A 26,460-nucleotide genomic window follows, 5' to 3' on the forward strand; every position below is an offset into this window, starting at 1 on the left:
GTCCGTTCCCGGTCGCGGTCGCTGGTGCTGTCGCTGTCGCTGTCGCCTGTGGTGCGGTGCTGTCGTCAGGAGGTCTTGGCCATCGCGGTGTCCGCCGTGGTCTGCCCGCTGCCGGTCGCGTCCTCGTCGGTGTGCTCGGGGCCGGTCGCGTCCTCGCCGGTGTGCTCGGGGCCCGCTGCGGCGGGGGCGTACCACTTGGGTGCGGCGGGCACCATCAGCGGCGTGCCGGTCTCGGGGTCGGGGATGATCCGGCAGGGCAGGCCGAAGACGTCCTCGACGAGCTCGGCGGTCATGACCGTCTTCGGGTCGCCCTCGGCGGCGATGATGCCGCCGGGGCGCATCACGATCAGGTGAGTGGCGTAGCGGCAGGCCTGGTTGAGGTCGTGGAGGACCGCGACGACCGTGTGGCCCTTGTGGCCGTGGAGTTCGGCGCAGAGGTCGAGGACCTCGACCTGGTGGGCGATGTCGAGGAAGGTGGTCGGTTCGTCGAGCAGCAGGATGGAGGTCTGCTGGGCGAGGACCATGGAGAGCCAGACGCGCTGGCGCTGGCCGCCGGACAGGTCGTCGACGGGCCGGTCGGCGAGTTCGAGGACGCCGGTCTGGCGCATGGCCTCGACGACGGCGGCCTCGTCCTCGGCGGACCACTGCTTGAGCATCCCCTGGTGGGGGTAGCGGCCGCGGGCCACCAGGTCGCCGACCGTGATGCCGCCGGGGGCGGTCGAGGACTGCGGGAGCAGGCCGAGCCTGCGGGCCACCTCGCGGGAGCGGTACGAGGCGATGGCGGCGCCGTCGAGGTAGACCTGTCCGGCCTTCGGTCTGAGCATCCGGGCGAGCGCGGTGAGCAGGGTGGACTTGCCGCAGGCGTTGGGTCCGATGATCACCGTGAAGGAGCGGTCGGGGATGTCGACGGAGAGGTCGGTGGCCACCGTCCGCTGGTCGTAGGAGAGGGTGAGGTGCTCGGCGCGCAGCCGGGGCTCGCGGCCGTCGGTGGGACGGTTGTCGTCGTTCGCAGTCATGCGCGGCTCTTTCGCGACTCGGAGACCAGCAGCCAGATGAGGTAGAGACCGCCGACGCAGCCGGTCGCCGTGCCCACCGGAAGGAGCGCGGGGGCGAAGAGACGCTGCACGGCGAGGTCGCTCAGGGCGAGCATCACGGCGCCCATGAGGGCGGACGGCAGGAGCGCGGGCCCGGACGACCCGGTGATCCTGCGGGCCACCTGGGGCGCGGCCAGGGCGATGAACCAGATGGGTCCGGTCACGGCGGTGGCGAAGGCGGCCAGGGCGACGCTGATCACGAGCAGGACGGTGCGGGTGCGTGCCACGTCGACGCCGAGGGCCATGGCGGTGGTGTCGCCCATCTCGACCATGGAGAGGCGGCGGGAGAGGAAGAAGGCGAGGGGCAGCAGGACGGCGACGGCGATGCCGATGGCGTTGGCGTGTGTCCAGAGCCGGTTGCCCAGGCTGCCGATGAGCCAGGCCTGTGCCTCCAGGGCTTCCTGGAAGGTGGCGCGGGTGATCAGGTACGAGTTGACGGCGAGGAGCAGGGCGCTGACGCCGATGCCGACGACGACGAGGCGGAAGCCCTGGATGCCCCGGCCGAGCATGAGGAGGTGGACGGCGAGGGCTGTGGCGAGGCCGCCGATCAGCGCGCCGAGCGCGATCTGCGTCATGCTGCCGTGCAGCACGACGATGACGACGAGTGCGCCGACGGCGGAGCCGTTGGTGAAGCCGATGATGTCGGGGCTGCCCAGGGGGTTGCCGGTGATGCTCTGGAGGATGGCCCCGCTCACGGCGAGGGCCGCGCCGACGCACAGCGCGGTCACCAGTCGTGGCATGCGCAGGGTGTTGACGACGAAGTCGGCGATGCCGGTGCCTTCGCCGGTGAGCGCCTGGAGGACCTCTCCGACGGACAGGTCGAAGTCGCCGGTGGTCAGGGTGACGCCCGCGACGGCGACGAGCGCGGCGAGGAGCGCGGCGGTGACGGCGACGGTGCGGCTCTGCACGCGCAGGGAGATGCCCCCGGACCGGGTGCGGACGACCCGGCCGCTGATGATGCGGGGCCTGCCCGGAGCGTCGGGGGGTCCGGGCGCCGGGTCGGGCGCTGAGGCCTTCGCCTCCCGTACGGCAGTCACAGCATGACCAGCTTTCGGCGACGGCACAGGGCGATGAACAGGGGGGCGCCGATGAACGCGGTGACGATGCCGACCTGTACCTCGCCGGGGGCGCCGAGCACCCGGCCGACGACGTCCGAGCCGATGAGGAGGACGGGGGCGATGAGCATCGAGTACGCGAACACCCAGCGCTGGTCGGGGCCGACGACGAACCGGGCGATGTGGGGGACGGCGAGGCCGATGAAGCCGATCGGTCCGGCGGCGGCGGTGGCGGCGCCGCAGAGGAGCATCACGGCGACGGCGCCGAGGGCGCGGGTCAGGCCGACGTTCACCCCGAGGGCCCGGCCGACCTGGTCGCCCATGGCCAGGGCGTTGAGCGAGGGGGCGAGCACGAGGGCGACGACCAGGCCGACGACGACGAACGGCAGTGCCATCAGGACGATGTCGTGGTAGCGGCCCGCGAGAGAGCCGACGGTCCAGAAGCGGAACTGGTCGAAGGCCCTCGGGTCGAGCAGCAGGACCGCCCAGTTGAAGGCGTACAGCACGGCGGTCACGGCGGCGCCGGCGACGACGAGCCGCTCGGGGGAGGCGAGTTTCCGGCCGGAGGAGCCGAGCAGGTACACGCCGACGGACGCGGCGGCGGCGCCCGCGAGGGCGAACCACACGTAGCCGATCGGCGCCGCGATGCCGAAGAACGCGATGGCCACCACGACGCCGGCGGAGGCCCCCAGGTTGACGCCGAGCATGCCGGGGTCGGCGAGCGGATTGCGCGTCAGGGCCTGCATGAGGGCGCCGGCCAGGCCGAGCGCCGTGCCGACGAGGATGCCGAGGAGTGTGCGGGGGATCCGGTAGTCGTGGATGATCACCGAGGTCTCGGAGCCGTCGGGATTCCACAGGGCGTCCCAGGTGGCGGTGAAGGGGATGCCCCTGGTGCCCACCCAGATGCTGAGGAGTCCGACCAGGACGAGCGCGGCGAGGGCGAGGATCAGGCCTAAGCCCCGGTACGCGGTCCCGGCGCGGCCGATGCGTGGCGGCCCGGCGGGATCTACGGCCTTGTCCACGGGGTCTGCCTCGGCCTGCTGTCCCGACACCACCCGGGATTCGACGGACAACGACAACTCCCCCTGGCGGCGGTACAGATGTACGGCGAGAGCCCACGGCGCACAGACCGACGGATCTCGACTTAGGTGAGGCTAACCGAACTGTGTCGAGTGGTCAACGCGCCCGACAGGACCCGTCCGACACTCGCCGGCGGACCGCCCGGGAACTCCCCCGACCGCGCCAACCGGCCGCCAGGTCAGAGTAGGCTTACCTAACTATTCCCTCCCCTCCGTGAAGGAGTCACATGCCAACGGGCGGACCGACGGGGGGACTTGTCCTCCGCCAGACGATCAGAGGACAACGCCGCCGAGTCATCGCGGCATCCCTGCTCGGCATGACCCACCAAGGCTGCGAGGCCCTGGTGCCGGTGGTCATCGGCGCCACCATCGACACGGCAGTCGCCACCGGCTCCTCTTCGGCGCTGCTACGCCTGCTCATCGTCCTCGCCGTGCTCTTCCTGGTCCTGTCGACCTGCTACCGCACCAGCGCCCGGATCACCGAGGGCAGCGGCGAACTCGCCGCGCACCGGCTCCGGCTCGACCTGGCCACCCGGGTGCTCGACCCCCGGGGCGGCGCCGACGCGAACCGCCTCCCCGGCGCGCTGACCAGCATCGCCACCAACGACGCCCGCCGCGTGGGCTCGGTGGCCACCGTCATCGCGTACGGGGTGTCGGCGGTCGCCGCCCTCGTGATCAGCGCCGTCGCACTCCTCAGGATCTCCGTCCCCCTCGGCCTGCTCGTCCTCCTCGGCATCCCGCCGCTGCTGTGGCTCGGGCACCGCATCAGCCGGCCCCTCGAACAGCGCAGCGAGGCCGAGCAGGAGCGGGCCGCCCACGCCTCGGGCGTCGCCGCGGACCTCGTCTCCGGACTCCGCGTCCTCAAGGGCATGGGCGCCGAGTCGGCGGCCGTGGCCCGCTACCGCACCACGAGCCAGGACTCGTTGTCCGCCGCCCTGCGCGCGGCGCGCAGCCGGGCCGGACACGAAGGCGCCGTCCTCGCCCTGACCGGCGTGTTCATCGCCGTCATCGGCGTGGTCGGCGCGTACCTCGCCATGGACGGCAGCATCAGCGTCGGCGACCTGGTCGCCGCCGTCGGTCTCGCGCAGTTCCTCCTCGGCCCGTTCCAGCTCCTCGGCTACGTGAACGCCGAACTCGCCCAGGGCCGCGCCTCGGCCAAGCGGATCGCCGAGGTGCTCGCCTCGCCCGAGGCCGTCGCGACCGGACGCGACGTGCCCGCCGACGGTGCCGCCGGACATGTCGCCCTGCGCGGGGTGACGCTCGGCGCGCTCCGGGGCGTCGACCTCGAACTCCCGGCCGGCAGCCTGACCGGGATCGTCGCCCGGGACGCCGCCGCCGCGAACGACCTCCTCGTCTGCCTGGCCCGCGAGGCGGACCCCTCCGAGGGCGCCGTCGAGCTCGACGGCACGCCGCTGACCTCGCTCGACCCCGACGCGTTGCGCCGGGTCGTCCTGGTCGCCCACCACGACGCCGACCTGTTCGAGAGCACGCTGCTCGACAACGTCCGGGCCGGGGCCGCCGACGACGACGCCCCGGCCGTCGAACGGGCTCTCAAGGCCTCGGCGGCCGACGACGTCGCCCGGCTCCTCCCGAACGGCGGGGACACCCTCCTCGCCGAACGCGGTCGCTCGCTCTCCGGCGGTCAGCGCCAGCGCGTCGCCCTCGCCCGCGCCCTCGCCGCCGACCGGCCCGTCCTCGTGCTGCACGACCCGACGACCGCGGTGGACACCGTCACCGAGTCCCACATCGCCGCCCGGCTGCGCGAGGTCCGCCGCGACCGCACCACGATCCTCGTCACCACCAGCCCCGCCCTCCTCGCCGTGACCGACCGCGTGATCGTCCTGGAGGACGGCGCCGTACAGGCGACCGGCCGCCACACCGAACTCCTTGCGGCCGACGCGACGTACCGGGCGGCGGTGCTCGCATGACGCTCGCCGACGAGACACGGACCGACAGCCGGCCGCAGCGGGACGAAGGACGGACGAGAGAGACGGAACAGACCATGAGCGGAACCAGCCCGGACCGCGTGCTCCTGCCGACCGCCACCGGCGCCGAGTCCGTCGCGGCGCTCCGCACCATGCTGCACGGCCATCGGCTCCTCGCCGCGGTGGCGATCGCCGTCCTCGTCGCCGGCACCGCCGTCGGACTGCTCACCGCTCCCCTGCTCGGACACATCGTGGACCTCGTGGTCGACAAGAAGGGCGCGGCCGCACTCACCCTCCCCCTGGTCCTGCTCGTCGTCGTCGCCGTCGCGCGGGGCGCGGCCGCGGCCGTCGGCAGCACCCTCGTGGCCCGGCTGGGCGAGACCGTACTGGCCGCGCTGCGGGAGCAGTTCATCGAGCGGGCGCTGCGGCTGCCGCTGGACCGGGTCGAGGCGGCCGGCTCGGGCGACCTGGTCTCCCGGGTCACCAGCGACGTGTCGATGATCGGCAAGTCCGTGCGTCAGGCACTGCCGGAGTTCAGCCGCTCCGCCCTGACCATCCTGCTCACCTTCGTCGGGCTCGCCGTCCTCGACTGGCGCTTCCTGATCGCGGCGCTCCTCGCGTCCCCGGTCCAGGTGATCTCGGTGCGCTGGTACATGCGCCGGGCCGCGCCCGTGTACGGCGAGCACCGCGTCGCCACCGGCGCCCTGCAGCACCAGCTGCTCGACAGCGTCGGCGGTGTCCGGACCGTACGGGCGTTCCGCCTCGACGACACCCACACCGACCTGCTGGAGAAGCGGTCCGCGGTCGCCCGTGACCTGGGCCTGCGGGGCATCCACATCGTCACCGGGTTCTTCTCCCGCCTCAACCTCGGAGAGTTCATCGGTCTCGCCGCGATGCTCGCGACCGGGTTCGTGCTGGTCGACGACGACTCCGTCAGCATCGGTACGGCCACAGCCGCCGCGCTGTACTTCCACAGCCTCTTCAACCCGATCAACGCGACCCTCTACCTGCTGGACGACGCCCAGTCGGCGGGTGCGAGCTTCGCCCGTCTCGTCGGGGTGTCGAACCTCCCCGCGGAGCGGGCCGAGAGCGAGGCGCGCGCCCTCGCCGACGGCTCGGTCGAGGTGTCCGGGCTCAGCCACGCGTACGCCTCCGGCGCACCGGTCCTGCACGAGGTCGACCTGCGGGTGCGGAGCGGGGAGCGGGTGGCCCTGGTGGGCGCGAGCGGGGCCGGCAAGACCACGCTGGCCAAGCTCATCGCCGGCGTGCACAGCCCCACCGGCGGCTCGATCGCGCTCGGCGGGGTCGACGCCGGGGAACTGGGACCGGCCGGGGTACGTCGTGCGGTGGCGCTCATCAGCCAGGAGGTGCACGTCTTCGCCGGAACCCTCGCCGACGACCTGCGCCTCGCCCGGCCCGAGGCCGACGACGAGTCCCTGCGCGCGGCGCTCGACCGGGTCGGGGCCCTGGAGTGGGCGCAGGCACTGCCCGAGGGCCTCGCCACGGTCGTCGGCGAAGGCGGGCACCGACTGACGGTCACCCAGGCGCAGCACCTGGCCCTGGCACGGCTCGTGCTGGCGGATCCGCCCATCGCGATCCTCGACGAGGCCACCGCCGACGCGGGCAGCGCGGGAGCGCGCGTCCTGGAGGAGGCGGCCGCTCGGGCCCTTGAGGGCCGCACGGGGCTGCTCGTCGCGCACCGGCTGCCGCAGGCCGCGGCCGCCGACCGGGTGGTCGTGCTCGACCAGGGCCGGGTCGTCGAGACCGGCACCCACGAGGAACTGGTGGCGGCCGGCGGCCGGTACGCCGACCTGTGGGCCGCCTGGTCCGCCAGCCGCCGGGAGCCCGGGGAGAAGGTGCCGCGGCCGGCCACGAACTCGGACACGGACACGGACCTCTCGGTCTCGCCGGTCAGCTGAGGGGCTCCCCCGAGCACCAGGGGGCGGTACGACGCATCGTCGTACCGCCCCCTTTCCGCTGTCCGTCACGGTCCGCCCCCACGTACGCGGCCGCCCGCGAGGGGTACTCCCCCGCGGGCGGCCGGTGGTTTCGGTCCCGGTGCCGGTCTCGGTGCCGGTCTGCCGGTCTCGGTGCCGGTCTCGGTGCCGGTGCCGGTGCGTCAGTCCTGGAGGGCGATGAGGCTCGCCGGGCGCAGGTCGGTCCAGTGGGACTCCACGTAGGCCAGGCAGCCCTCGCGCGTGTCCTCGCCGAAGACGGTCCGCCACCCGGCGGGGACCTCGGCGAAGGAGGGCCACAGCGAGTGCTGGTTCTCGTCGTTGACCAGAACCAGGAAGCGGCCCTGCGGGTCCTCGAACGGGTTGGTGCTCATGCGTTCTCACTCCTCTTGTGTGTCACGCCGAACAGCTGGGACAGGGGCTGTTCGGAGTCGTCTGTCACGGTGCGCAGCAGGGTCTGGAGCTCCTCGGCGAGCCGGCGGGCCTTCGCCGCGCCGAGCCGCTCCGTCGCGTGGATCAGCCCGCAGTGCACGGGGCCTTCACCACGGGGCTCGTAGAAGCTGAGGGTCAGTTCGGCCCGGGTCGAGCCGGTCGGTACGGCGAGGAGGTCTCCGACGCCGCCCTCAAGGCGTGCCAGGTCGGCCTGCTCGTGGTGGATCACCATCACCTGGGGTCCCTCGGGCCGCAGACCGGCCGTCCTGACCACCTCGTCGAAGGGGACCTGCTGCCGGTCGAGGGCGCTCAGCGTGGTCTCCCGTACGCGGGTCAGCAGCTCCGCGAAGGTCGGGTCGCCGGCCGTGTCGGTGCGCAGCAGGACCGTGTTGAAGAAGCAGCCGACGAGGTCGGCGAGCTGGTCGTCGTCGCGCCCGGCGACCATCGTGCCGATGGGCAGGTCGGTGCCCGCTCCATGGCTGGTCAGCAGAGCCGCGAGGGCCGCGTGCAGCACCATGAACATGCTGGTGCCGGTGGCCTGGGCGAGCCGGTCCACGTCCGCGTGGAGGCGCTCGTCGAGGACGAACTCGACGATCCCGGCGCTCTGGCGCCCGCGCCGGCCGGGGACGGAGGTCCGGGCCTCCGTCGGCAGGGCCAGCTCGCGCGGTGCGTCCTTGAGCGTGTCTCGCCAGTACGCCAGTTGGCGGCCGCCCCGGCTTTCAGGATCGGTCAGGTCGCCGAGGACCTCGCGGGCCCAACGGGCGTAGTCGGAGTAACTCACGGGGAGCGGCTGCCAGTCGGGCGTACGCCCGGCCGTACGCGCGCCGTACGCCGTGGTGAGGTCGCGGAACAGCGGGACCACGGACCACTCGTCGACGGCGAGGTAGTGCAGGGTGAGCAGGACCGCCTGGGCGCCTTCAGCGTCGGTGAGCAGCCGGGCCCGCAGCGGCGCCTCCACTTCCAACTCCGGTGTATTGGCGGCTAGTTCCGCAAGTCGGGCGTCCAGGTCCGCGCACTGCTCCACGGCCAGGACCGGGGCTTCGACGGACCGGCGGAGCAGGGTTCCGTCGGCCTCGGCGAAGGCGGTGCGCAGCGGCTCATGACGGCTGGTCACATCGGCGAGCGCCGAGGCCAGCGCGTCGGCGTCGAGGCCGCCGGGCGAGCGCAGGACGAGCGCGTGGTCGAAGCCGGGGCTCCGCCGGTACGCCCGCCACTGCCACTGCTGCACGGGTGCCACGGGCAGGTCCGTGCCGTCGAAGGCCCCGCGCTCGGCCGGGCGCAGGGCGGGCCGGGCGGCGCTCGCACCGTCCAGCTTTCCGGCGATCCCGGCGACGGTCAGCGCGTCGAAGACGTCACGGATGCTCAGCTCGACGCCGAACTCGGCGCGGATGCGGCCCAGGAGACGCATCGAGGCCATGGAATGGCCGCCGAGGGCGAAGAAGCTGTCGTGCACGCCGACGGCGTCCAGCTTGAGGATCTCGCAGAACAGCTCCGCGATCCGCGCCTGTGTCTCGGTCGCGGGAGCGGCGTCGCCGGTCATGGCCGACCAGTCCGGTGCGGGCAGGGCCTTGTGGTCCAGCTTGCCGTTCGGGGTGAGCGGCAGCGGGCCGTCGAGGGGGACGACGAGGGCCGGGACCATGTACTCGGGCAGGACGGCGGCGACGTGGGCGCGCAGTTCCTGCGGGTCGAGGGCGAGGTCCGTGCCCGGCTCGGGGACGGCGTAGCCGACGAGGCGGACGATGTCGCCGTCGCGGTCGGGCAGGACGGCGGCCTGGGCGACCGTGGGGTGGCCCGCGAGGGCGGCCTCGATCTCGCCCAGCTCGATGCGGAAGCCGCGGATCTTCACCTGGGTGTCGACCCGGCCGAGGAAGTCGAGGTTGCCGTCGGCGCGCCAGCGGGCGCGGTCGCCGGTGCGGTACATGCGGCTGCCGGGGGCGCCGTACGGGTCGGCGACGAACCGTTCCGAGCTGAGCCCGGCCTGCCCGAGGTAGCCCCGGGCGAGGCCGCGGCCGGCCACGTACAGCTCGCCGATCACACCGGGCGGGACGGGCCGGAGGTGCTCGTCGAGGACGTAGCAGCGGGTGTTGGGGTCCGGGCGGCCGATGGGCACCCGGCCGGTGGCGCGGCCGCCGTGCTCACGGGCGGGCCACAGGGTGGAGTTGACGGTCGCCTCGGTGAGCCCGTACGCGCAGATCAGGTTGGCGGTGGCGCCGAAGCGTTCGAAGAGGTCCGGCGGCACGGTCTCGGTGCCGACCAGGACGGTCGACCCTTCGGGCAGTCGGCAGCCGGGCGGCAGGGCGGACACCAGCGAGGGCGGCAGGATCATGTGGGTGATCCGCTGGTCTTCGAGGAAGTCCGTGAGGGCGGGTCCGGCGACCCGTGCCTCGTCGGTGACGAGGACCAGCCGGCCGCCGTGGCAGAGCGCCATGGCGAGTTCGAAGGCGAAGACGTCGAAGCCGATGGAGGCGAACTGGAGGACGCGGCTGTCGTGTTCCAGACCCATCCGGTCGACGGCGGTGGCGACCAGGCTGGCGATGCCCTCGTGCGGGACGACGACGCCCTTGGGGCGGCCGGTCGAGCCGGAGGTGTAGATCACGTACGCGGCCTGGTCGAGGCCCACGGGTCCGCCGACCGGCGGCGTCCCGGGCAGGGTGTCCAGCTCGGCCGCGATGTCGGGGGCGTCCAGGAGGACCACCGGTACCCCGTCGGCGTCCGGGATCTTCCCGGCGACGGGCTCGGTGCCGACCACGACGGCGGCTCCGGAGTTCTCGATCATGTAGCTGAGGCGGTCGCCGGGGTGGACGAGGTCCAGCGGCAGGAACGCGGCTCCGAGCTTCAGGGCCGCGACGACGGTGGCGATCATGTCGACCGACCGCGGGACGGCCACGCCGACGACGCTCTCGGCGCCGACGCCGCGGGCGGCGAGCAGCCGGGCGATCCGGTCGGCGCGGGCGTCGAGCTGGGCGTACGTCACCGAGCGGGAGCGTTCGACGACGGCGACGGCGTCGGGGCGCTCGGCCACCCACCGGGCGAAGAGCGCCGGCAGGGTCTCCTCGTCGACCTCGCGGGGCCGGCCGTTGAAGCCTTCGAGGACGAGTCGCTGCTCCTCGTCGGTGAGGATTCCGGCCCGGGAGAGCGGCTCGTCGGGGGCTTCGACGAGGATCCCGACGAGCCTGCGGAGGCGGTCCGCGATGCCTTCGGCGGTCTCCTGGTCGAAGAGTTCGGTGGCGAACTCCAGGCGGCAGCCGAGCGAGTCGCCCGCGCCGTCGGCGGTGGTGTGCTCGGTGAAGCTGAACACGAGGTCGAACTTGGCGGTGCCGGTGCGGTGCGGCAGATAGCCGGCCCGGAGCCCCGGCAGTCGCAGGGTCTCGTCCGTACGGGCGTGGTGGCCGACCATCACCTGGAACAGCGGGTTCCGGGAGAGGGAGCGGGTCGGGTTGAGCTTCTCCACGACCGACTCGAAGGGCACGTCGGCGTGGGAGAAGGCGGCGAGGTCGGTCTCCCGGACCCGGCCGAGGAGTTCGGTGAAGCTGGGGTCGCCGCCGAGGTCGGTGCGGAGCACGAGCGTGTTGACGAAGAAGCCGACCAGCTCGTCCAGGGCCTCGTCGCCACGCCCGGCGATGGGCGCGCCGAGCGGGATGTCGGTGCCCGCGCCGAGCCGGTGGAGCAGGGCGGCGACGGCCGCGTGCGCCACCATGAACATGCTGGCGCCGGTGTCCCGGGCGAGCCTGCGCAGGCCCTCGTGGACCGTGCGGTCGAAGGAGATGTCGAGTTCGGCCCCGGTGAACGCCGGGCGGGCGGGCCGCGGCCGGTCGGTGGGCAGTTCCAGTTCCTCGGGGGCGCCGACCAGGGCCGTACGCCAGTGCTCCAGCTGCCTGGCGGCCAGGCTCTCCGCGTCGGCCGGGTCGCCCAGGAGCTGCTGCTGCCAGAGGGCGTAGTCGGCGTACTGGACGGGCAGCGGCTCCCAGTCGGGGGCGCCGCCGTCGAGGCGCGCGGTGTACGCGGTGGTCAGGTCCCGCAGGAAGGGGCGGTCGGACCACTCGTCGGTGGTGATGTGGTGGAGCAGCAGGACGACGACGTGTTCGTCGGGCGCCACCTCCACGACCGTGGCGCGGATCGGCAGCTCGGCGGCGAGGTCGAACGGCCGCTGGACGGCGGCGTCCACGATGCCGGGCACCTCGTCCTCGGTCGCCCGCACGTGCTCCACGACCGGGGCGGCCGAACCGGCGGGCAGGATCCGCTGGTATGCCTGGCCGTCGCTCTCGCGCTCGGCGAAGAGGGTGCGCAGTGCCTCGTGGCGGTCGGTCACATCGGCGAGGGCGGCGCTCCACGCCTCGCGGTCGAAGGTACCGTTCAGCCGCATGACCAGCGGGAAGTTGTACGCGGCGGAGGTGCACTCGATCTGCTGGATGACCCACAGGCGCTGCTGGGCGTGGGAGAGCGGCAGTTCGTCGGGGCGCTCGGCGGCGACGAGCGCCGGGCGTGCGGCGCCGCGGGAGGGGGCCGCGCGCTCGACGAGTTCGGCGACGGTGGGCGCCTCGAACAGGTCGCGGATCGCCAGCTCGGCGTCGAGCGCGGTACGGGCCCGGCTGACGAGCCGGGTCGCGAGGAGCGAGTGCCCGCCGAGGTCGAAGAAGTCGCTGTCGATGCCGACGCTGCCCTCGGGCAGGCCGAGGACCTCCGCGAAGAGCCCGCACAGGGTCTCCTCCCGCGGGGTGCGGGGGGCGCGGCTCCTGCCCGTGCCGGAGAGGTCGGGGGCGGGGAGGGCCTTGACGTCGAGCTTGCCGTTGACGGTCAGCGGCAGGGTGGCGACGGGGACCAGGGCGGACGGGACCATGTAGTCGGGCAGGCGGGACTTGAGGTGGTCGCGAAGGTGCGCGACGAGTTCCTCGTCCGGCTCGGTGCCCTCCTCCCGTACGACGTAGCCGACGAGTCGCTTGGTGCCGGCGGTCTCGTGGACGACGACGGCCGCGTGGGCGACCTCGGGGTGGTCGGACAGGGCCGTGGAGATCTCGCCGAGTTCGATGCGGTAGCCGCGGATCTTGACCTGGTCGTCGGTGCGGCCGAGGAAGTCGAGCAGGCCGTCCGGGCGCTGGCGTACGAGGTCGCCGGTGCGGTACATCCGCTCGCCGGGCTCGCCGAAGGGGTCGGCCACGAACCGCTCGGCGTTCAGCGCGGCCCGCTCGTGGTAGCCGCGGGCGAGGCCGGTGCCCGCGATGTACAGCTCGCCGGGGCAGCCCGGCGGGACGGGCCGCAGCATCGTGTCGAGGACATGGGCGCGGGTGTTGCGGATGGGCCTGCCGACGGTCGGGGTGGCGCTCTCGGTGGTGGAGCCGCCGAGGGTGTTGATCGTGTACTCGGTCGGGCCGTAGAGGTTGTACCCGTAGGTGCCCTCGGTGCGGCGCAGTTGGGTCCAGACCGTGTCGGAGACGGCCTCGCCGCCGAGCAGGACGAGTGCCGGCCGGTGCTTGCCCGTGGCCTCGTCGTGGTCGAGGAGGCCCTCCTCGATGAGGAGCTGGGCGTAGGTGGGGGTCACGTTGACGACGTCGACGCGGTGCTCGTCGCAGTAGGCGACCAGGGCTTCGGCGTCGCGGCGGAGTTCCTCGTCGCAGACGTGGACCTCGTGGCCCTCGACGAGCCAGAGCAGCTCCTCCCACGACATGTCGAAGGCGAAGGAGACGGTGTGCGCGATGCGCAGGCGGCGTCCACCGGCGGCGGCGATGGCCGGGTCGAAGATCTCCTTCTGGTGGTTGAGCTGCATGTTCGTCAGGCCCCGGTAGGGGGTGACGACGCCCTTGGGGCGGCCGGTGGAGCCGGAGGTGTAGATGACGTATGCCGGGAACTCCAGGCGGTCCGGCACTCCGTGGGCGAACGCGGGCCGCTCGTCGTCGGTGATCCCGTCCCCGGACAGCGCGGCGAGTTCGGCGAGCACGGCCTCGTCGTCGAGGAGGACTTCGAGGGCGACGGGGCCGTCCTCGCGCCGCAGTGTCGGGGCGACGGCGGTCGTGGACACCAGGCAGAGCGGTCCGGTGTCCTCGGCCATGAGCCGCAGCCGGTCGGCGGGGTGGTCGAGGTCGAGCGGCAGGTACGCGGCGCCGGTCCGCAGCACGGCGAACAGCGCGGCGACCATCTCGATCGACCGGGGCAGCGCCAGCGCCACGACCTTCTCCGGCCCGGCTCCCCGGGCGAGCAGCAGCCGGGCCAGCCGGTTGACGTGCGCGTCGAGTTCGGCGTACGTGAGGGCGCGCTCGCCGAAGACCAGCGCGACCGCGTCGGGGGTACGGGCGACCTGGGCGGTGAGCATGTCGGCGACGGTCTCGTCCGGCACCGGCTCGCGACCCGACTCCCGGGCGGTGCCCAGGGCGGCGCTCTCCTCCGGGAGCAGCAGGTCCACGCCGGCGGTGCGGGCGGATGCGGCGGTGGGCCCCGCGAGGGCCTCGCCGAGGCGGTCGAGGACCGTGGTGAACCGGGCGAGGATCGTCCCGGCGGCGTCGGCGTCGAAGAGGTCGGGGCGGGCGGCCAGGGTGACCTTCAGGCGGGCGCCCGGGGTGACGATCAGCGTGAGCGGGAAGTGGGTGCCGTCCACGTTCGACACGCCGGTGATGCCGTGGCGTTCGCGGAGGGCGGCGGCGCGGTCCTCGCCGTCGGCCGAGCGGAGCACGAAGAGGGTGTCGAAGAGACGGCGGTGGCCGGACTCCTGCTGGAGGGTGCCCAGGCCCACGTGCTCGTACGGCATGACGGCGGCGCGCTCGGACTGCATGCGGCGCAGCAGGGCGAGCAGGGGCTCGTCCGGGGTGAAGGCGACCCGGGCGGGGATCGTGTTCAGGAACATGCCGATGATGCCGGCCACGTTCGGGACGTCCGCCGGGCGTCCGGCGACGGCCGTGCCGAAGGCGACGTCGGCGCGGCCCGTCATGGCCGAGAGCACCAGGGCCCAGGCCGCGTTGAGGACGGTGTTCAGGGTGAGGCCGTGGCTGCGGGCGACGGCCCGCAGCCGGTCGCCCGCCTCCTGGGTGAGGAAGGCGTCGAAGTCCACCGGGATGACCGGGCCGGTGTCGCGCCCGGACGCGGCGAGCAGCGTCGGCTCGTCGAAACCGGCGAGGGCCCCGCGCCAGGCGTCGAGGGCGGCGGTGGTGTCCTGCGCCTCCAGCCAGGCGAGATGGTCGCGGTACGAGCCCGGCAGCGGCAGACCGGTGGGGTCGCCGGCCCGCTCGTACAGCGTGAACAGCTCTTCCAGGAACAGCCAGGCCGACCAGCCGTCCCAGAGGATGAGGTGGTGGGTGACGACGAGCTTGTCCCGGCCGTCGCCGAGGCGGATCAGCAGCAGACGGCAGAGCGGGGCGGCGGACAGGTCGAAGCGCCGCCTGCGGTCGGCGGTGAGGAGTTCCTCCGTGCGGGTCCGCTGTTCTTCGGCGGGCAGTCCGGAGAGGTCGGCCTCGACGAGCGGGATCTCGGCGCCGTCCACGATGAACTGGACGGGGCGGGGCAGGCCGTCGCTGGTGAATCCGGCGCGCAGCCCGGTGTTGCGGTCGAGGAGGGTCCGGCAGGCGGCGCGCAGCCGGTCTGCGTCGATCCGGCGGTCGAGGTCCAGGGTCTCCTGCGACTGGTAGACGTCGAGTGCGTCGCCCGCGTCGTAGGTGGCGTGGAAGTACATGCCCTCCTGGAGCGGGGAGAGCGGCCAGATGTCCGCGACGGGCAGTCCGGCGACGGCGTGGACCCGCGCGGTCTCCTCCTCGGTGAGCTCCGGTCCGCCGAGCGGGGCGGGGGCCGGGGACTCAGGAGCCGGGGGCTCTGCGGGCGGCGCGGCGGCGGTCAACTGGTCGAGGAGGGCGCGCAGGGCGGGGTCGACCGCCGCGCCGGACTGCTGCTGGAGGGCGAGGACGGCCTGGAGCGCGGCGGCTGCCTGCCCGGCGTCGGAGGCGGAGACGGTCACACCGTCGGAGTGCACGGGTACCTCGGTGGAGTCGGTGGTCGGGCGCGCCTCGGCGTCCCCGAGGAGGGCGGCGACCGCGGCGAGGGCGGCGGGGGTGCGGTGCTCGAACAGGTCGCGGGGGCTGAGGGTCAGACCCCGCTCACGCGCGCGGGTGGCGACGGCGATCGAGCTGAGGCTGTCACCGCCGAGCATGAAGAAGTCGTCGTCGACGCTCGTCCCCTGGACTCCGAGGACGTCACCGAAGATCTCGCACAGGGCGCGCTCGCGGTCGTCGCGGGGTGCGCGGCCGGCGGCCCGGGGCGCGATCTCGGGTGCGGGCAGGGCGTTCTGGTCGAGCTTGCCGCTGGGGGTCAGCGGCAGTTCGGCGAGGACGACGACGGCACTCGGCACCATCGCGGCGGGCAGCGCCTCGGTGAGGGCCGCGTGCAGGGCCTCGGATTCGGGCGCGGCGCCGGGAGCGGTGCCGGGGGCCGGGACGGCGTAGCCGACGAGTGCGCCGTCGCGGACGACGACGGCGGCACGGGCCACACCGGGCAGCGTGGCGAGCGCGTTCTCGATCTCGCCCGGTTCGACGCGGTTGCCGCGGATCTTGACCTGGCGGTCGGTGCGGCCGAGGTACTCGACGGCGCCGTCCGCGCGGCGGCGCACCAGGTCGCCGGTGCGGTACATCCGCTCCCCCGGCGCTCCGAACGGGTCGGCGACGAACCGTTCGGCGGTGAGCCCGGGACGGTCGTGGTAGGCGCGGGCCAGCTGGACACCGGCGAGGTACAGCTCACCGGACACCCCGTCCGGCACCGGGCGCAGGAACGGGTCCAGGACGTGCAGCCGGGTGTTCCACACGGGCCGGCCGATCGGCACGGCCGGCTCGGTGCCGCCCTCGTACGGGAAGAAGGTGACGTCGACAGCCGCCTCGGTGGGGCCGTACAGGTTGTGCAGGGGTACGGGCGTACGCCCGGAGCGGGAGGTCAGCTCCCACCAGCGGCGGGCGTCGGCGCCGGTGAGGGCCTCGCCGCTGCAGAACACCCGGCGCAGGCTCGCCGCCCAGTCGGGGGCGTCCGAGGTCGACTCCATGACCTGGACGAACGCGGCCAGCATCGACGGCACGAAGTGCGTCGTGGTGATGCCCCGGTCCGCGATGAGCCGGGCCAGGTACTCCGGGTCGCGGTGGCCGTCCGGGCGGGCGAGGACGACGGTGGCGCCCTCGGACAGCGCCCAGAAGAACTCCCACACCGACACGTCGAAGCTGGACGGGGTCTTCTGGAGGACCCGGTCGTCGGCGGTCAGCCCGTACGCGCTCTGCATCCAGGCGAGCCGGTTCACGATGGCGCGGTGGGTGACGGCGACGCCCTTGGGCCGGCCGGTGGAACCCGAGGTGTAGATGAGGTACGCCGGATGGTCGGGGCCGGCCGCCCGCGCGGGGGCGCCGGTGGAGGTCTCCCCGGGCTCCCCCGCCAAGGTCCCCCAGAGCTCCCCCGTCGAGGTCTCCTCGGACTCCCCCGTCCCGATGACGAGGTGTTCGAGTCCGGCGCCGGCAGGGATCCGCCCCGCGGCCTCGGCGGTCGTCACGACGAGGCGGGCGCCCGAGTCGGCGAGCATGAACGCCACCCGGTCGGCGGGGTAGTCGAGGTCCACGGGCAGGTAGGCGGCGCCCGCCTTGTGGACGCCGAGCAGGGCGACCATCAGCTCGGCCGAGCGGGGCACCGCGACGGCCACGTACCGCTCGGGACCGGCGCCGCGTGCCCGCAGCCGTCGTGCCAACGCCTCGGCCCGCTCGTCGAGTTCGGTGTAGCTGAGGGTGATGTCGTCGAAGGCGACGGCCGGGGCGTGCGGGGTACGGGCGACCCACGCGGCGAAGAGCGAGGCGAGCGTCGCCTCGGGTACGGGCCGGGCGGTGGCGTTGAGTTCCGTGAGGTGCTCGCGCTCGCGGGCGGACAGCAGGTCGGTCCGGGCGACGAGCCGGGCGGGCTCGGCGACCACGGTCCGCAGGAGGGCCGTGAAGCGGTTGGCGAGGACGGCCACCGTGACCTGGTCGAGGCGGGCCGCGTCGTGCTTGAACCGCAGCAGCAGACCGGCGTCGGCGGGCTCGACGACGAGTGCGAGGGGATAGTGCACGGCGTCGAGGACCTCGGCGCCGGTGATCAGCGGTTCCCCGTCGTCCTCCCGCTCGCCGGCGGGGTAGTTCTCGAACACCACGAGGGTGTCGAAGAGTTCACCGCCGCCCGCGACCCGCTGGATGTCGGCGAGCCCGAGGTGCTGGTGGTCGAGGAGGGCGGAGTGCTCGTCCTGGACGCGGCGGAGCAGCTCGGTCAGCGTCTCCTCGGGGCGGACGGTCACCCGGGCGGGGACGGTGTTGATGAACAGGCCGACGGCGGAGTCGAGACCCGCGACCTCCGTGGTCCGCCCTGACACGGTGGTGCCGAAGACGACGTCCCGGCCGCCGGTGAGGGCGCCGAGCAGCAGGCCCCACACACCGTGGAAGACGCTGCTCAGGGTCAGCCCGTGGGTCCTGGCGTAGGAGGCGAGCGCGTCGGTCAGGTCGTGGGGCAGGCGGGTGTCGACGTGTTCGGGGCGGGCAGGTGCCTGGGGGGCGCCGTCGCCGGTGGTGAGCGCCGGGAGCCGGGTCGGGCCCGTGAGGCCGTCGAGTGCCCGGCGCCATGCCTCACGTGCGGAGTCGCGGTCGCGGCCCGCGAGCCAGGAGAGGTACGGCTCCGGGGTCGCGGGCTCCGGGAGTTCGACGCCCCGGTAGGCGTCGGTCAGTTCCCGCAGCAGGACGGCGACCGACCAGCCGTCGGCGACGATGTGGTGCAGGGTGAGCAGCAGCCGGTGGCGCTGTCCGTCCCGGACGAGGGTGGCGCGCAGCAGCGGCGGCCGGTCGAGGGCGAACTGCTCGGCCCGGTCGGCGCGGAGGATGTCGTCGAGGCCGGTCACGGCGGTGTCGGCCTCCCGCCACGGGAGGGTCACGTGGTCCGCGAGCCGCTGGACGACCTCGCCGCCGGGCAGCTGGCGGAACGATGCCCGCAGCAGCGGGTGCCGGTCCAGGAGGAGTTGGAGTGCGTGGCGGAGGCGGCCGGGGTCGACGTTCCCGGTCAGGTCGAGGAGTTCCTGCACGAAGTAGAGGTCCGCGCCCTGCCGGTCGAACTCCGCGTGGAAGAAGAAACCTTCCTGGAGCGGGGAGACCGGCAGCGCGTCCGCGTCGAGCTCCACCCGCGGCCGTGCCGGGGCCGCGACGGTCTCTACGGCGGTCCGGGCGAGGGCCGCCACGGTCCGGCTGCGGAACACGTCGCGCGGGGTGATGGCGAGACCGGCCTCGCGGGCGCGGTTGACCAGCTGGATGGCGACGATGCTGTCGCCGCCCAGTTCGAAGAAGCTGTCGTGGACGCCCACGGCCGGCAGGCCGAGGAGGTCGGCGAACAGCGCGGCGAGGGCGTGTTCGGCGGGGGTGCTCGGGGTGTCGGTGCCGGTCAGGGACGTCCAGCGGGGCTCGGGCAGGGCCTTGGCGTCGAGCTTGCCGTTGGGGGTCAGCGGCAGCGGGCCGTCGAGGACGACGACCGCCGACGGCACCATGTGGTCGGGCAGCGTGTCGGTCACGCGCGCGCGTGCGGCGGTCACGGCCGCCTCTGCGCCTTCGTCGCCCCCTCCCTCCGGGACCAGGTACGCGACCAGCCGCTTCACGCCCCGGTGGTCCTCGCGGGCGAGGACGGCGGCCTGGGCGATGCCTTCGCAGGCCATGAAGGCGCTCTCGATCTCGCCCGGCTCGACGCGATGGCCGCGGATCTTGATCTGGCCGTCGGCGCGCCCGAGGAACTCCAGGTTGCCGTCGGCGCCCCAGCGGACCCGGTCGCCGGTGCGGTACATGCGGGTGCCGGGAGGGCCGTACGGATCGGCGACGAACCGTTCCGAGGTGAGCCCCTCACGGCCCAGGTAGCCGCGTGCGAGGCCGCGCCCGGAGACGTACAGCTCGCCTTCCGCGCCGACGGGGACGGGCCGGAGCGCCGTATCGAGGACGTACGCGCGCGTGTTGGGGTCGGGTCGGCCGATGGGGGCGGGGCCCGGCCGGTCGGGGTCGGCGAGCCAGAGCGTGGAGTTGACGGTCGCCTCGGTGAGCCCGTACGCGACGACGACGCGGAGCCGTCCGTCCCAGCGGGCGATCAGTTCGCTGGGGACCGCTTCCGTGCCGACGATCAGCACCGCGCCCTGCGGGAGTTCGCACTCCTGCGGCAGCGCGGAGACGAGCGAGGGCGGCAGGATCATGTGGGTGGCGCGGTGGCGGGCGATGTACTCGGTGAGCGCGGGGCCGGCCACGCGGCGCTCGGTGGGGACGAGGATGATCCGTCCGCCGACGCAGAGGGACATGATCAGGTCCCATACCGTCACGTCGAAGCCGACGGAGGCGAACTGCACGACCCGGCTCTCCGCGGTGATGCCGATCCGGTCGGTGGCGGTCGCGATGAGGCTGCCGACGCCGTCGTGGGAGACGACGACGCCCTTGGGGCGGCCCGTCGAGCCGGAGGTGTAGATGACGTACGCGGCCTGGTCGAGGGCGACCGCGGGTCCGGGGCCGAGGTCGTTGGCCGCGGCGAGGGCCTCCACGGTGGCCGGGTCGTCGAGGAGCAGATGGCCGACGCCCGCCGTCTCGGGGAGTTCGCCGACGAGGTCGCGCACGGTGACGACGGTGCGTGCGTGGGCGTCGGACAGCATGTAGGCGATGCGGTCCCGGGGGTGGTCGGCGTCCAGCGGCAGGTAGGCGGCGCCCGCCTTCATCACGGCGAGCAGGGCCACCACCAGCTCGGGCGAGCGGGGCAGGGCCACGCCCACCACGTCCTCGGCGCCGACGCCTCGGGAGCGGAGCAGCCGGGCGAGCCGGTCGGCGTCGTCGTCGAGTTCGGCGTACGTCAGTTCCCGGTCCTCGCAGACGAGCGCGACGGCGTCGGGGGTGCGGCGGACCTGCCGCTCGAAGGCGGCGGGCCAGGACAGCTCGGGGACCACGCGGGGCGCGACGCCGAACTCTTCGAGGAGCCGGGCGCGTTCGGTGTCGGAGGTGAGCTCGATACGGCCGACGGGACGGTCGAGGTCCCCGGCGAAGGAGTCGAGGAGGGCGAGGAAGCGGCGCTCGTGGTCGGCGAGCGTGGTCGCGTCGCAGACGTCGGCGTCCGCGTCGAGGTGGACGGTGTATCCCTGGCCGTCGGGGCCCTCGGCGAAGCTGAACGCGAGGTCGCTGACCGGGCCGAGCCACTCCGGGCGGAGTTCGGTCTCGTGGTCGTCGAAGCGCAGGTCGTCGGGGCGGGGCAGGATGTTGACGGTGGGGCCGACTAGTTCCGGGACGCCGTCGACGAGGCCCAGTTCCCTGGCGAGGTCCTCGGCGCGGTAGCGGCCGTGGGCGACGGCGTCGGCGACGGTTTCACCCACCTGGGCGACGAGGGCGGCGCCGGTGGTGCCGGGGTGGACGGTGAGGCGCAGCGGGACGATGTTGGACACCATGCCGGGGACGGTCGCGGAGGCCTCGTCCTCGCGGGCGGCGATCGGCAGGCCGAGGACGAGGTCCTGCTCCCCACCGGCCCGGTGCAGATGGGCGGCGACGGCCGCGAGCAGGAGGCGGGACGGTCGTACGCCCGCGGTCCGGGCGGCGGCGTTCAGCCGCTGGACGGTTTCCGGGGACAGTTCGGAGGTCCGCCGGAGCCGTCGGGTCATGGGGGTGGCGGCCCGGTCGACGAGCCGCACGGGCTCGGTCCGGCCGGCCATCCGCTCCAGCCACCAGGCGCGGTCGGCGGCGTGCCGCTCGGACGCGCGGTAGGCGCGGTCGGCGGCGACGAGTCGGGCGAGGGACCAGTCGCGGGGCCGGGACGCCTCCCCTGCCGTGTACAGCTCGCCCGCGCGGCGCGTGATGAGGGCGACGCCCATCCCGTCCACCACGATGTGGTGGTAGCGCTGGCACCACAGGACGCGGTCGTCCGCGAGCCGCAGCAGGGCGTGGGCGAAGAGCGGGTCGAGCGCGAGGTGGACGGGCCGGTCGCGGTCGGCGGCCACCCACGCGGCGGCGGCCTCGTCGGGGTCGGCGGCATCACGCAGGTCCACGACGGTGACGTCGACGGGCTGGGTGAGGGTACGGGGCGTCTGGCGCGGCCCGGTGTCGCCGGGGGCGACCCGTACGTGCAGGCACTCGGCCTCCTCGACGGCCTGGCGGACGGCGGCGGTCAGCCGGTCGAGGTCGATGGCGCCGCGGAGGTGGAGCGCGAAGACGATGTTGTAGGCGGAGCTGTCCGGTTCGATCTGCTGGGCCAGCCAGATGCCGGATTGCCCGCCGGTGACGGGGAGGCCGGAGGGGGTGTTCCGGTCCGACGGCTCGACGTCAAACATCGTACGAAGTGGCCTTTCCCTGGGGGTGCGTGGCAGGCGGTGACGGCACAAACCGCCGACGGCGTGGCGAGTGGTTCCGCCACGCCGTCGGTCGGGTCGGCTCGTGGGTCGGTGGCGCGTCAGCTGGTGGGCGTCACTTGACGGCCGTGAGGAGCGGCTCGATCTCGTCGATGGCGTACGGGATCGACAGAACGGTGTTGAAGGAGAACGCGGCGCCGATGTCCGGGCCCTGGTAGGGCACGAACAGGTCGCGCTTCTCCTGGTTGACCTTGAGCTTCTTGTAGAGCGGCTCGGCCTTGATGCGGTCGTTGGCCTCGGTGCTGGAGGTCACCCAGACGAGCCGGTCGACGTCGAGGACGTTGAGCTTCTCGGCGCTGAGTTCGGCGACGTTGAAGCCCGGCTTGGCCAGGGTGTCGATCTCCGGCTTGAGCTTGAAGCCCAGCTCCTGGAAGAAGATCGACTTGGGGTCGGTCTTCGTGAACGCCGAGTACTTGCCGGCCTCGAAGCTGTCGGCGACGGCGAGCGTCCTGGTGGCCCACTCGGGGTGCTTGTCGCGGGCGGCCTTGAACCGGGCGTCGATGTCGGCGATCAGCTTGGTGGCCTCGGCGTCCTTGCCGAGCGCCTTGCCGATCTGCTGGGTCATCGTCTGCCAGGGCGCACCGTAGTCCGGGTGGTCCTTGGGCTGGGCGACGACCTTGGTGAACTTGGAGAGCGTGTCGTACTGCTCCTTCTTCATCCCCGAGTACTGGGCGATGACCAGGTCGGGCTTGAGCGCGGCGATCTTCTCGATGTTGTACTCGTCGCGCTCACCGACGATCGCGGGCTGGGTGGAGCCCCACTTGTCCTTGGTCCAGGGCCACTTGCCGTACGGCTTCTCCTTGAACCAGTCGACGGAGCCGGCCGGCTTCACGCCGAGCGCGAGGACCGCGTCCTGGTCGGAGAGGCCGAGGGTGACGATCGTCTTCGGCTCCTTGTCGATCGTCGTGGAGCCGTACTTGTGCGCCACCGTGACGGGGAACGCGGCGGGCTTGCCGCCCCCGTCGGCCGAGGCCGAGGAGGAGGTGGTGGCGGACGGCGACTCGGTCTTCTCGCTCCCTCCGCCGCAGGCGGCGAGGGCGAGAGCCGCCACCGCGAGGACAGCCACACGGGGGGCGGTTCTGGCGAACCGAGCCAGAGCGGGACGTGCACCAGCGGACACGGACGTTCCTTTCGGGGGATTCACAGTGCGTGCCACGCCCGCCGGGTGCGAAGGGTGCTGCCCGGCGGGGTGGCTTCGTGTTGCGCGGGGGGAGCGGGGGTGGCGCTAGCGCGCCGTGCCGACGCCGTCGGCCATGGGCAGGACCTCGGCGGCGGGGGGTGCCACGACGGTGGCGGCGAGGGCGTCGGGGGCCCGGTCGAGGACCGAGTCGAGGATCTCGCCGACCCTGATCGCGGTGTTGGAGAGCAGCGACGACGTGATGCCGTGGGTGTGCTCGGTACCGCCCTGGAGGTAGATGCCGCAGCGCAGTTCGGGGTCGGTGGCGAGCCGGTAGTCCCGCTCGACGCGCACGCGGCCCTGGTCGTCGCGGTGGCAGCGGTCGGCGACGGGGCCGAGGAGCCCGAGGGGCTCGGCGGGGCTGTATCCGGTGGCGTAGACGACGACATCGGCTTCGAGCACGGTCTCCTCGCCGGTGACGAGGGAGGTGACGAAGGCGCGGACCTTGTCCGGGCCGTCCTCGACGCCGGTGAGCCGGGAGATGTTGATGAAGCGCAGGCGCTCGGTGCCGAGGACCTTCTCCTGGTACGCCTGGCGGTACAGGTCGTCGATGAGGTCGATGTCCACCACGGAGTAGTTGGTGTTTCCGTGATAGTCCATCAGCTTGCGCTTGATGTCGTCCGGTGCCGTGAAGTACTCGTCGACGGCCCCCGGGTCGAAGATCCGGTTGGCGAAGGCGCTGTCGTCGGCGGGGCTGTATCCGTAGCGGGAGAAGACGGCGCAGATCTCGGCCTCGGGGAAACGGCGGTGCAGATAGGCGACGTTCTCGGCGGCGCTCTGTCCGGCGCCCACGACGACGATCCGCTCGGGGTTCGTCCCCTCCAGGCCCTCGACCTTGGCGAGCAGGTCGGAGTTGTGCCAGACGCGGTCGCTGCGCTCGACGCCTTCCGGCATGCGCGGGCGAAGTCCCGTACCGAGGACGAGGTTTCGGGCGCGGTGGACGACCACTTCGGATCCCGCGCGGGCGGTCACGTCGAGGTATTCGATGACGCCATCTCGCTCGACGGGCTCCACCGAGATGATCTCGTGGCCGTAGGAGACCATGTCGTCGACCTTGGACGCGGCCCACTCGAAGTAGTCGTGGAACTCGACGCGCAGCGGGAAGAGGTTCTTGTGGTTGACGAAGTCGATCAGCCGGCCCTTGCTCTGCAGATAGCAGAGGAAGCTGTATTCGCTGGTCGGGTTGCGCAGCGTCACGAGGTCCTTGAGGAAGGACACCTGCATGGTCGCGTCGTCGATCAGCATGCCGCGGTGCCAGCCGAACCGTGGCTGGCGCTCGAAGAAGTGGGCGGTGACCGCTTCCTGCCTTCCGACGCGGGCGTTGTGCTCGCTGAGCGCTATCGCCATGGCCACATTGGACGGGCCGAAGCCGATGCCAATGAGGTCGTGGACCAGAGGTGCGTCACCAGGAGGAACCTGCGACATGTCACTCCCATCGTGCGGGATGAAGGCTGAGGGGGAACCGGCGTCGGGCACAGCGGTGTTGCCGACGGCCGAGCGGAACTTAGGTAAAGCTAACCTGATCTAGCGATGCTGTCGACGGGGCAAAACGGGCAACGCGTGGACACGCGCTCCGAACGACCGCATAAATCAAGCCAGTTGCACTGTTAGGTAAGCCTTGCTTTACTTGCTGACGGTCAATCGCTCTTCCGAGGAGGAACCCGATGCGGGTCGTCATGTTCGGCTATCAGACCTGGGGCCATCGCACCCTCCAAGCGCTCCTGGACTCCGAACACGACGTGGTTCTCGTCGTGACGCACCCCAAGAGCGAGCACGCCTACGAGAAGATCTGGAGCGACTCGGTCGCCGACCTGGCGGAGGAGCACGGCGTCCCGGTCGTCATCCGCAACAGGCCCGACGACGAAGAGCTGTTCGCGCGGCTCAAGGAGGCCGACGCGGACATCATCGTCGCCAACAACTGGCGTACGTGGATCCCGCCGCACATCTACAACCTGCCCCGCCACGGCACGCTGAACATCCACGACTCGCTGCTGCCCAAGTACGCCGGTTTCTCGCCGCTCATCTGGGCCCTCATCAACGGCGAGTCCGAAGTCGGCGTCACGGCCCACATGATGGACGAGGTGCTCGACGCCGGCGACATCGTCCAGCAGCGGGCCGTGCCCGTCGGACCGACCGACACGGCCACCGACCTCTTCCACAAGACGGTCGACCTCATCGCCCCGGTCACCATCGGCGCACTCGACCAGATCGCCTCCGGACAGGCCGAGTTCACCCGGCAGGACCGCTCCCGGGCCAGCTTCTTCCACAAGCGCGCCGAGGAGGACATCCGGATCGACTGGAACTGGCCGGCCGACGTCCTGGAGCGCCTGGTCCGCGCCCAGTCCGCGCCCTACCCGAGCGCCTTCACCTTCCACCGGGGCAAGCGCCTCGAAGTCCTCTCCGCCGTGGTCTCCGAGGGCCGTTACGGCGGCACGCCCGGCCGTGTCTTCTACCGCGAGGGCGAGGGTGTCGTGATCGTCGCCGGCGCCGACGCGCGCGCCGGCCGCAACCACGGCCTGGCCATCACCCGCGTCCGGACGGAGGACGGCCGCGAGCTGCCCGCGACCGAGTACTTCACCTCCATGGGCGGCTACCTCACCGGCCGTCCCTGACGAGCGGGGAGAGTGAGGAGCAGCCGATGGAACAGCCGGTCGTCTCCGGTGTCGCGCACGACCTCTCGGGGGCGACGTTCGCCGTCGTCGGCATCGCGAGCATGCCGATGGACTGGGCGAAGGTCTTCGGGTCACTCGCGAACACCGACCTGACCCTCGACGCACTGACAGGCGCGGGCACGAGTACGCACCCGGGCCCGGGGGTGGCCCCGCCCTCCCGCACCATCACGCCGCCCTCGCAGAGCATGACGCCACCCAGCGTGCTCGACCTCAACGCGTATCTCATGCACACCGTCGGCAGGGCCGCGCGCCGCCGCCTGGCGGAGACCCTGGAGGCCCGGGGGTTACGGCTCTGGCACCTCACCGTGATGGCGCTGCTCGCCGACCTCGGCCCGCAGATGAAGACGGCCCTCGCCACACGGCTGGCCATGAACGCCAGCGACCTGGTGAAGGTCGTCAACGACCTGGTCCGGATCGGACAGGTCGACTGCGTCCGGGACGACGCGGACCGGCGCCGTGTCGTCGTGCGGCTCACCCCGGAGGGCGAGACGTCGCTCCGGAGTCTGAACGCGGAGATCGCGCGGACGGACGACGAGATCCTGACCCCCCTCGACGCCGGGGAGCGCGAGCAACTCGCGTCCCTGCTGCGCCGGGTGCACGGCCATCTCGAACCGGCACCGGCCGACCTGGCGCGCGAACGACCGGTCTCCTCGACCTGAGCGGTACGGTCGGGTGCCGCCACGCCGGGGCGGCGCGGCAGCACCCG

General features: G+C 72.9%; 11 protein-coding genes. 4 read left to right on the forward strand and 7 right to left on the reverse strand.

Annotated features, from left to right (window positions below; translation table 11 throughout):
* Window positions 1–65: 65 nt before the first annotated feature.
* Genes OG259_RS03270 through OG259_RS03280 form a run of 3 tightly spaced genes read right to left on the reverse strand, consistent with a single transcriptional unit; the run spans window position 66 to window position 3,228 of the window.
* A complete protein-coding gene (locus OG259_RS03270) occupies window positions 66–1,016 on the reverse strand; it encodes an ABC transporter ATP-binding protein (protein ID WP_328940788.1) in 951 nt (316 codons plus the stop codon).
* Window positions 1,013–2,131 (reverse strand): FecCD family ABC transporter permease, encoded by a 1,119-nt coding sequence (locus tag OG259_RS03275; RefSeq protein WP_328940789.1) that lies wholly within the window; start codon window positions 2,129–2,131, stop codon window positions 1,013–1,015. Before OG259_RS03275 ends, OG259_RS03270 begins: the two co-directional genes overlap by 4 nt.
* Window positions 2,128–3,228: a FecCD family ABC transporter permease gene (locus OG259_RS03280; RefSeq protein ID WP_328940790.1), complete on the reverse strand. Its 1,101-nt coding sequence runs from the start codon at window positions 3,226–3,228 to the stop codon at window positions 2,128–2,130. Before OG259_RS03280 ends, OG259_RS03275 begins: the two co-directional genes overlap by 4 nt.
* 227 nt (window positions 3,229–3,455) lie before the next feature.
* Here OG259_RS03280 and OG259_RS03285 point away from each other — a divergent pair, with 227 nt between their 5' ends.
* Window positions 3,456–5,156: an ABC transporter ATP-binding protein gene (locus OG259_RS03285; protein WP_328940791.1), complete on the forward strand. Its 1,701-nt coding sequence runs from the start codon at window positions 3,456–3,458 to the stop codon at window positions 5,154–5,156.
* A gap of 74 nt (window positions 5,157–5,230) precedes the next feature.
* On the forward strand, window positions 5,231–7,072 hold the full coding sequence (locus tag OG259_RS03290; protein WP_328940792.1) for an ABC transporter ATP-binding protein: 1,842 nt from the start codon (window positions 5,231–5,233) through the stop codon (window positions 7,070–7,072).
* A 200-nt stretch (window positions 7,073–7,272) separates the two neighbouring features.
* Here OG259_RS03290 and OG259_RS03295 read toward each other — a convergent pair whose 3' ends face one another.
* The 4 genes from OG259_RS03295 to OG259_RS03310 form a co-directional block, all read right to left on the reverse strand.
* Window positions 7,273–7,482, reverse strand: coding sequence for an MbtH family protein (locus OG259_RS03295; protein ID WP_055599362.1), 210 nt, complete (start codon window positions 7,480–7,482; stop codon window positions 7,273–7,275).
* Window positions 7,479–21,827, reverse strand: a complete 14,349-nt coding sequence (locus tag OG259_RS03300; protein ID WP_328940793.1) for a non-ribosomal peptide synthetase — start codon at window positions 21,825–21,827, stop codon at window positions 7,479–7,481. Before OG259_RS03300 ends, OG259_RS03295 begins: the two co-directional genes overlap by 4 nt.
* 133 nt (window positions 21,828–21,960) lie before the next feature.
* A complete protein-coding gene (locus OG259_RS03305) occupies window positions 21,961–22,971 on the reverse strand; it encodes an iron-siderophore ABC transporter substrate-binding protein (protein WP_328940794.1) in 1,011 nt (336 codons plus the stop codon).
* Window positions 22,972–23,130: 159 nt separating this feature from the next.
* Window positions 23,131–24,507, reverse strand: a complete 1,377-nt coding sequence (locus OG259_RS03310) for a lysine N(6)-hydroxylase/L-ornithine N(5)-oxygenase family protein (RefSeq protein WP_328940795.1) — start codon at window positions 24,505–24,507, stop codon at window positions 23,131–23,133.
* A 239-nt stretch (window positions 24,508–24,746) separates the two neighbouring features.
* Between OG259_RS03310 and OG259_RS03315 the strand changes: the two genes are divergently transcribed.
* Both OG259_RS03315 and OG259_RS03320 read left to right on the forward strand, forming a co-directional pair.
* The gene (locus tag OG259_RS03315; protein WP_328940796.1) at window positions 24,747–25,694 is read left to right on the forward strand and encodes a methionyl-tRNA formyltransferase; all 948 of its coding nucleotides are present in this window, start codon (window positions 24,747–24,749) and stop codon (window positions 25,692–25,694) included.
* 26 nt (window positions 25,695–25,720) lie between these two features.
* Window positions 25,721–26,413, forward strand: a complete 693-nt coding sequence (locus OG259_RS03320; RefSeq protein ID WP_328940797.1) for a MarR family winged helix-turn-helix transcriptional regulator — start codon at window positions 25,721–25,723, stop codon at window positions 26,411–26,413.
* Window positions 26,414–26,460: the final 47 nt, after the last annotated feature.

Origin of the sequence: Streptomyces sp. NBC_00250 (genome assembly GCF_036192275.1) — a bacterium.
Taxonomy (GTDB): domain Bacteria; phylum Actinomycetota; class Actinomycetes; order Streptomycetales; family Streptomycetaceae; genus Streptomyces.

What these genes read in the sequence shown, in the direction of transcription:
- OG259_RS03285 (WP_328940791.1), top strand. Translation starts at nt 3,456, where the DNA reads ATGCCAACGGGCGGACCGACGGGGGGACTTGTCCTCCGCCAGACGATC.
- OG259_RS03295 (WP_055599362.1), bottom strand. Translation starts at nt 7,482, where the DNA reads ATGAGCACCAACCCGTTCGAGGACCCGCAGGGCCGCTTCCTGGTTCTG.
- OG259_RS03315 (WP_328940796.1), top strand. Translation starts at nt 24,747, where the DNA reads ATGCGGGTCGTCATGTTCGGCTATCAGACCTGGGGCCATCGCACCCTC.
- OG259_RS03270 (WP_328940788.1), bottom strand. Translation starts at nt 1,016, where the DNA reads ATGACTGCGAACGACGACAACCGTCCCACCGACGGCCGCGAGCCCCGG.
- OG259_RS03320 (WP_328940797.1), top strand. Translation starts at nt 25,721, where the DNA reads ATGGAACAGCCGGTCGTCTCCGGTGTCGCGCACGACCTCTCGGGGGCG.
- OG259_RS03290 (WP_328940792.1), top strand. Translation starts at nt 5,231, where the DNA reads ATGAGCGGAACCAGCCCGGACCGCGTGCTCCTGCCGACCGCCACCGGC.
- OG259_RS03300 (WP_328940793.1), bottom strand. Translation starts at nt 21,827, where the DNA reads ATGTTTGACGTCGAGCCGTCGGACCGGAACACCCCCTCCGGCCTCCCC.
- OG259_RS03310 (WP_328940795.1), bottom strand. Translation starts at nt 24,507, where the DNA reads ATGTCGCAGGTTCCTCCTGGTGACGCACCTCTGGTCCACGACCTCATT.